The organism is Methylobacterium platani, from assembly GCF_001653715.1.
GTDB classification, from domain to species: domain Bacteria; phylum Pseudomonadota; class Alphaproteobacteria; order Rhizobiales; family Beijerinckiaceae; genus Methylobacterium; species Methylobacterium platani.
On the sequence record NZ_LWHQ01000017.1, the window covers coordinates 12793 to 19482 of the forward strand.

Here is a 6690-nt window from a genome sequence, read left to right on the forward strand (position 1 = left end):
CCCCCCCCCCCATGGTCGCGTGCATGACCCAGCGTCATGGGGGGTGTTTCCGGCATCTCATTAACGCCTGATGAGGATGTCCCGTCCTAGTGTCCGCCCCGGCGGACCGGGAGACTTCGACGTGCTTGGCAGATCGCGGGACATGAGGGCGGTCCGACGGTTCCTTCGCGATCCGTCCGGGACGACCGCGATCGAGTACGCCCTGATCGCCGGCCTGATCTTCCTCGCGCTGACGGCGGCACTCGCCACCTACGGCGACTCGGCCGGCAGCCTGTTCAACAACATCAAGACCAGGTTCCTCGCCGCCCTCAGCTGAGAGCCTCCGGCCGTCACTCGGCCGCCATCCCGAGATTGTCGAGGCATTGCCGGATCTGCCCGGCCAGGATGTCGGCGAGGGGGTTGGGTTCGCCGGTGCGGTGGCGCATCAGCCCGATGCGGCAGGCCGGCAGGCTCGCGAAGCCGTCCTGCGGCCCGAGCACCCGCATGCCGGGGCGCAGCGCGCTCTCCGGCAGGACGGAGACCGCCAGCCCGGCCAGCACCGCCGCCCCGACCGCGGTCGAGTTCAAGCTCACGAACAGGATCCGGCTCTGGCGCCCGCCGCGCTCCAGCGCCTCGATCGCGGCCCGGCGCCAGTTGCAGTCCGGCCGGCCGAGGGCGAGGGGCACCGGCTGCTCGGCATGGACCGCGTGGCGGCCCGACGTGACCCAGAGCAGGGCCTCGGTGCGGATCGTCTCGACGTTGCGCCGGCCTTTCGCCTCCGTGACGATGGCGAGGTCGATGTCGCCGTCGGCGATCCGGTCGGCCAGCATGTCGGTCGGCTCGCACACCACCGTGACCTCGGCCCGGGGATGGGTGCGGGCGAAGCGCCCGAGGATCTCCGGCAGGTAGCGGTCGGCGTAGTCGTCCGGCAGGCCCAGCCGCACCCGGCCGGCGAGGTCGCCCTCCTCGAAGGTCGCCAGGCACTCGGTCTGCAGCCGCACGATGCGCCGGGCGTAGTCCAGCAGCCGCTCGCCGTCGTCGGTCAGCCGCACGCCGCGTCCGGCCTTGGCGAAGATCTCGCGCCCGATCCGCTCCTCGAGCCGCTTCATCTGCATCGAGACGGCGGATTGCGTCTTGTGCACGCCTTCCGCCGCCCGGGTGAACGAGCCGCTCTCGGCGATCGCCACCAGGGTCCGGAGCTGGTCGATGTCGAGGGGATGCACCGGGACGCTCCGTTATCAATCTCCGTGATGTGACACATCTCAAGCATTCGCTCAACGCATCGACGAGGCGGGGCTATGAAGGAGCCAGCGGAAGAGCGATGGCCGGCGCGTGACGAGGTTCGCGGGCAGCTCCCGCCGGAGACCACGATGACGATCAGCTTCGCCCCCCTCTTCGGTGTTCTCGCGCTCGCGCCCGGCTACGGCCGCAAGGCCGCGCAGATCGTGGCCCGGATCGTCACCCTGTGGATCAACCGCCGCGCCGCCTATCGCCTCGCCGAACTCGACGACCGCGGGCTGAAGGACATCGGCCTCACCCGCAGCGACGTGGAAGGCGTGCTCGATCTCCCCTTCCGGCAGGACCCGACCCTTCCCCTGGTGCATCGACGTCGCGCGCGGCGCCAGCCCCCGCCGCCGGCCGTGAGCCTGCGCCTCGCCGCCCGGGACGGGCAGCCGGTGGACGCGCGCGCGCGGGAGGCGTGAGCCGCGGCCGCTCCCGGCCTTACGGGACGAGGCCGCTCGCGCGATAGGCCGCGATGATGTCGTCGTAGACGGCGACGTCGTTGCGGCCATGCGCGACCACCTGCGCGCCGGACACGGCCGCGAACAGGGCCGCGGCACGGGACCGGAGGCCCTCCCGGTCGCCGGCCCCGCCCAGGCCGAGCACGCGCGCGATCCAGCCCTCGTTCATCGCCCCCCACCGGACAATCTCGGCGCAGATTCCGGCCGGAAGCTCGTTGCGCTCGGCCGACAGCATCCCGGCCAGGCACAGGCGGTTGCCGTTGAGCAGCGTGCTCCGGAACATGTCGGTGTACCGGCCCATCAGGGCGGCACGATCGGCGCCCGTCCCCGGGAGCCCGTCCAGAAGCCCATCCAGGAAGGCGGCGTAGCGGTCGACGTACCGGCGCAGGATCGCCTCGCCGAGGTCCCCCTTGGTGGGGAAGTAGTAGTGGATGCTGGCGCTCTTGATGCCGACATCCTTGGCCAGCTCGCGAAAGCTCAGGCCGCCGTATCCGAGATCCTGAACGGTGAGCCGCGCGGATTCCATGATCCGCTCCCTGGTGTCGCCCGCCATTCCCGATCCCTCGATACCTGACGATAGATAGGCTTTGACAGCCGGGTCGTGAAGCCCTTATGTCGGGCTACCTACCTGACGGCAGGTAGACAATGATCGCGAGGAAGCCCCGATGACGGACAAGCCCTGCCTCTTCACCTCGCCCTCGGCCTTCCCGAACCCGCAGCGCGTGCGCCTGTTCCTGCACGAGAAGGGCATCGCCGACCGGTTTGAGGAGCACATCTACGACATGGCCCCCGGCGGCGAGCAGCGGCAGTGGCGCCACCTCAAGATGAACCCGTGGGGCGAGACGCCGACCCTGCGCCTTGCCGACGGCACCATCCTGTCCGAGACGGCCGCCATCGTCCGCTACCTCGACCAGAGCTTCCCCGGCCGCCGCATCATGGGCGAGACGCCGATGGAACAGGGTCTCGACGCGATGTGGGACAACCGCATCTGGGTCCACATCCTCTATCGCATCACCACGATGTTCCACGTCCTGCACCGGGGCCTGGGGCCGAAGCTCGAGCTGACGCACAACCCGGCCTGGGGCGAGCACTGCCGCAAGGAGGCGCTGGCCCATGCGGCGCTGGTCGACCGGCATCTCTCCGACGGCCGCGACTGGATGCTCGGCGGCGACGAGCCGACCTTCTCGGACATCACCCTGGCGACGGCGGTGGCGTTCTCGAAGTTCCCGGTGAACGCGACGCCCCTCGACGAGCGGTTCGAGCACCTCGACGCATTCTGGCGCCGCTGGCAGATGCGTCCGGCGTTCCGGGCCGCCTATGCCGATCGCAACAGCGGCGTCGCGGAGCTCGACGGCGCGAGGTGACGGGCTCCCCGGACGATCGCGTCCGGCCGTCGCGAGAGGCGGCGACCTGGGGAAGGGCCGGGGCCGCCCCTCACCCCGTGGGCCACGACACCGGCAGCTCGTCGACGCGGCGGATCGCGGCCGATCCCCGCACGACGAGCGGCCGATCCGCGCGCAGGTCGGGAAGCCCGCGCGTGAGCGCCCGCAGGCCCTCCTCCAATTCGATGCGGGCCAGCGCCTCGCCGAGGCAGCGGTGCACGCCGCCGCCGAACACCGGGTGCCAGCGCGGATGGTCGCTCCGGCGGATGTCGAACACGTCCGGGTCGGCGTAGACGGCCGGGTCGCGCATCGCCGACAGCGTCGAGAAGGACATCAGCGTGCCGGCTCGCAGCACGGCGCCCTCCAGGGGGATCTCGGCCAGGGCGAAGCGCGGGAACGAGCCGACCGCCGGCTCGAAGCGCAACGCCTCGGCCACCGCCCCCGGGATCAGCGCCTCGTCCCGGCAGACCGCCTCCCATTGCGCCCGGTCCGCGAGCAGGAGGCCGGCCTGGATCGCGAGCGCGGCGCGCGTGGTGTCGCTGCCTGCCAGGATCAGCGAGACGATCTGCATGCGCGTCTCCGCGGCCGCCTCCGGGTCGTCCTCGTCGATCGCCGGCAGCAGGGCGGAGATCAGGTCGTCCCGCGGGGAGCGGCGGCGCTGCGCCACGAGGTCCTCGACGTAGGCGATGAGCCGGCGCGCCGCCGCGTCGCTCTCGGGGAAGTCCGCCGGTCCCCAGGCCGAGGTGAGGGCGCGCGACATCGCGTAGACCCAGGCCGTGAAGTCCGGCACGTCGCGCTCGGGCAGCCCGAGGATCAGCGCGATCGCCTGCGCGGGGAGGAGAGCGGCGTAGTCGGCGAGCAGGTGCATCCGGCCGCTCGGCCGGTGCTCGGCCACGAGGCCTTCGGCGAGCGCGCGGATGCGCGGGCGCAAGGCCGCCACGACCTGGAACGCGAAGGCGCGGGCGATCGGGGCGCGCCGGCGCCGGTGGACCTCGCCGTTCGACAGGAGCACCGTCTGCCGGAAGAACTCGAACAGCGGCCCCGCCGTGATGCCGCGCAGCAGCGCGAACTCGGTCTCCACCTGCCGGGTGCGCGGATCCGCGACGAGGGCCTGGACGTCGCCGGCCCGCAGCAGCATGACGACGCCGTCGTCGGTCCGGATGCACGGCACGACCGCGCGATGGCGCGCGAGCACCGCGTGGGGATCGGCCTCCAGCACGGCGCGCGGGACGACCACGAGGTCGGTCGGCGGGGCGGCCGCGTGCGTGGGTGTGGCCATCGTCACCCTCCTGTGGTCGATGGCGGGCATCATGAACCGGAACGGGCCGGATTTCAGCGTGCGCCTTCGGGTGACGGAACCTTTCCCATGGGACGAGTGGGCGTGCCGGATGGCCGTCCGCCGGTCGCGCCGGCCCGTGCGGGCCGATGCGGCATCCGTCCCGTTGCATGGTCGTTCTGTCGGGCGGGCTCGCCTGCCGCGATCTTTGCACCCTGCCCGATACAGGAATGGAGCGACAGGAATGGGAGCGGCCGCCGCCGTCAGCCCAGCGCCCACGCACGCATTCCCACCCGATACGATCGCTGCCGACGCGCCGATGCATCGACCCGTCGCCGGCGAGGCGTTCGGCCCATCGCCCGGCACCTCCGACCGCCCCCGTTCGTCAGGTGGTGGGGTATGGCATGTCGAATGCGCGTCCGATCAGCGTCACCGTGCGGATCTCTGCTGGGGGTGGACAGCAGCACGTCACGCGCCCATACTTTTGTGAACGCCGATCATCTTTCCGTGCGTCATCATTTGATCGATCGCGTTGCCGATTTTGCTCGATGCCGGAGAGGTAAACACTTTATTCCGGCTCCATGACGAGGAGGTCGCACCGTTGATCTTTGTCGCGAACGCGCGTGGCGGCGTCACCTATGTCAGCCCGGAATGGTCTGCCTTCACCGGGCAGCCTGCCGCTGATGCCGTGCAACACGGCTGGTTCCGGTGTGTGCATCCCGGCGACCATGAACCTGCCGCCGCCTTCCTGCGTCGTGTCCGAGACCGGCCGAGCGAGTACAGCCTCCGCCTCCGGCTCCGTCGCGCCGATGGAAGCTACGCCTGGGTCGTGATCGGTGCCGTCCCGTCCTACGGCCCGCCCGATCGCACCTTCCTCGGCTATCTCGGCTCCCTGACGGAGATCAGCCCGAGCGATCCGGAGCCGCCGATCGCCTGCGGTACGATGGCACGTTTCATTCCCCCGCCGTTGAACGCGGCGACGCCCCCCGGCACGCCGTTGGAGGCCGTCGCCGACTACCTGCTGATGGCGCATGGCCTCATCGAGCACGACGGTGCCAAGGAGATGCTGCCCGTGCTGCGGCATGCTCTGACGATGGCGGGAGTGCTGCTTGCACGAAGCTCGGCTGCGCCCGATCCCGGCGATCGGTTCCACTGAGGGGCATGTCAGCGAATTCGTGCATTCTCGGGGGCGGGCATGGCACGCACCCGCCGCGCTCACGAACCGTGAGCGACGGGTTTGGGGGTTCCCGGCGCCGCACCGATCCCGGCCTTGCGCCCGGCCGGAGCGATCAACCGCCGGTGCATGAAACTCCGGGCTGTCACCGGCATTGTGGACGTATGAGTGATCGATCGCGTCGGCCCTTCGCCCTTGTTACCGATGATGACGCGATGATCCGTATGGATGCCTGCGCGATCATCGAGGATGCGGGATTTCAAGCCCTTGAGGCGGGCAACGTCGCGCAGGCGACCGGTCTCCTCGAGGAGCATGCGGGTCGGGTAGACCTGCTCTTCACCGACGTGCAGATGCCGGGCGACGGCGACGGATTCAGCTTGGCGCGTGAAACGGCACGGCGTTGGCCGGACATCAGGATCCTGGTCGCCTCGGGCGAGCGCTCACCCGGTCCGGACGACCTGCCGGAGGGCGCCGTGTTCCTCAACAAGCCGTTCTCGGCCGACCTCGTCCATGATCGTCTCAAGGAGTTGTTTCCGGACGGCGAGCGACCGGAGCCGTTGCGAGATTGATATATTTCTGTATCTTGAAAAGTATTTCATGAATTTCACAGATCAAAACATGGCGTGTGACAAACAGGGTCGAAGGCAAAATTCCACAATACGGCAATTTGTTATTCCGCCTTCATCGAAGCGAACGGGGCTCGTCAGAGACGAAGTCGGCAGTCGATGCGGCCATTGCGCAGAGATGCGGCAATCGCACCTGACCGAGGCCGTGAGCTGGCGGCACGGACTCGATGAGGTGCCGAGCCGCTACGGAACGGCATCATTGTGCGCGCCGCGGTGAACCTCGACCTGGCCGGGCGGATCGAACGGGCTGCGTGCAATCGGCCGCGTGTCGGCGGCACAGGTTTTCCGGCTCTCGATTGGCGTCTGCCGAGGCGCGGCGCGAGCCGCTCGCCCCGGTGAGTCGTGAGCCGTCGGCAGACGGGTCGGGAGCATGCCTTCGTCGTGAGGCCAATCCACGGCCTGCCGCTAGAGCAGCGCCCGATCACGTTGCCGCACGGTCCACGACACGATCTCCGTCGCCCTGCGGTCGGCCTCGCGGCCCATCGTTGGCCGACCCCCTTTCTCGGACGAC

At 69.9% G+C, this 6690-nt stretch carries 8 protein-coding genes; 5 read left to right on the forward strand and 3 right to left on the reverse strand.

Features of this window, described 5'->3' with window-relative positions; translation table 11 throughout:
• Window positions 1–142: 142 nt before the first annotated feature.
• Entirely contained in the window at window positions 143–316 is a 174-nt protein-coding gene (locus A5481_RS32280) for a Flp family type IVb pilin (RefSeq protein ID WP_082173317.1), read from the forward strand.
• Between the two features lie 13 nt (window positions 317–329).
• Here A5481_RS32280 and A5481_RS09850 read toward each other — a convergent pair whose 3' ends face one another.
• Complete coding sequence (locus A5481_RS09850; RefSeq protein ID WP_048435782.1) at window positions 330–1202, reverse strand: LysR substrate-binding domain-containing protein; 873 nt, start codon at window positions 1200–1202, stop codon at window positions 330–332.
• A 147-nt stretch (window positions 1203–1349) separates the two neighbouring features.
• On the opposite strand from A5481_RS09850, the gene A5481_RS09855 reads away from it, so the two are divergent.
• Window positions 1350–1682, forward strand: a complete 333-nt coding sequence (locus A5481_RS09855) for a DUF1127 domain-containing protein (RefSeq protein WP_048435781.1) — start codon at window positions 1350–1352, stop codon at window positions 1680–1682.
• A 19-nt stretch (window positions 1683–1701) separates the two neighbouring features.
• Here the strand turns inward: A5481_RS09855 and A5481_RS09860 are convergent, their stop codons facing one another.
• Window positions 1702–2274, reverse strand: a complete 573-nt coding sequence (locus A5481_RS09860; protein WP_048435780.1) for a TetR/AcrR family transcriptional regulator — start codon at window positions 2272–2274, stop codon at window positions 1702–1704.
• A gap of 112 nt (window positions 2275–2386) precedes the next feature.
• Between A5481_RS09860 and A5481_RS09865 the strand changes: the two genes are divergently transcribed.
• Window positions 2387–3085 (forward strand): glutathione S-transferase family protein, encoded by a 699-nt coding sequence (locus A5481_RS09865; protein WP_048435779.1) that lies wholly within the window; start codon window positions 2387–2389, stop codon window positions 3083–3085.
• 70 nt (window positions 3086–3155) lie between these two features.
• On the opposite strand, the gene A5481_RS09870 is transcribed toward A5481_RS09865, so the two are convergent.
• Window positions 3156–4382 (reverse strand): cytochrome P450, encoded by a 1227-nt coding sequence (locus A5481_RS09870; protein WP_048435778.1) that lies wholly within the window; start codon window positions 4380–4382, stop codon window positions 3156–3158.
• 538 nt (window positions 4383–4920) lie between these two features.
• Here A5481_RS09870 and A5481_RS09875 point away from each other — a divergent pair.
• Window positions 4921–5535: a PAS domain-containing protein gene (locus A5481_RS09875; protein WP_082173318.1), complete on the forward strand. Its 615-nt coding sequence runs from the start codon at window positions 4921–4923 to the stop codon at window positions 5533–5535.
• A gap of 182 nt (window positions 5536–5717) precedes the next feature.
• Window positions 5718–6122 carry a response regulator gene (locus A5481_RS09880; RefSeq protein ID WP_048435776.1) on the forward strand — a complete coding sequence of 135 codons (405 nt, stop codon included), beginning with the start codon at window positions 5718–5720 and terminating at the stop codon, window positions 6120–6122.
• The last annotated feature ends 568 nt before the right edge of the window (window positions 6123–6690 follow it).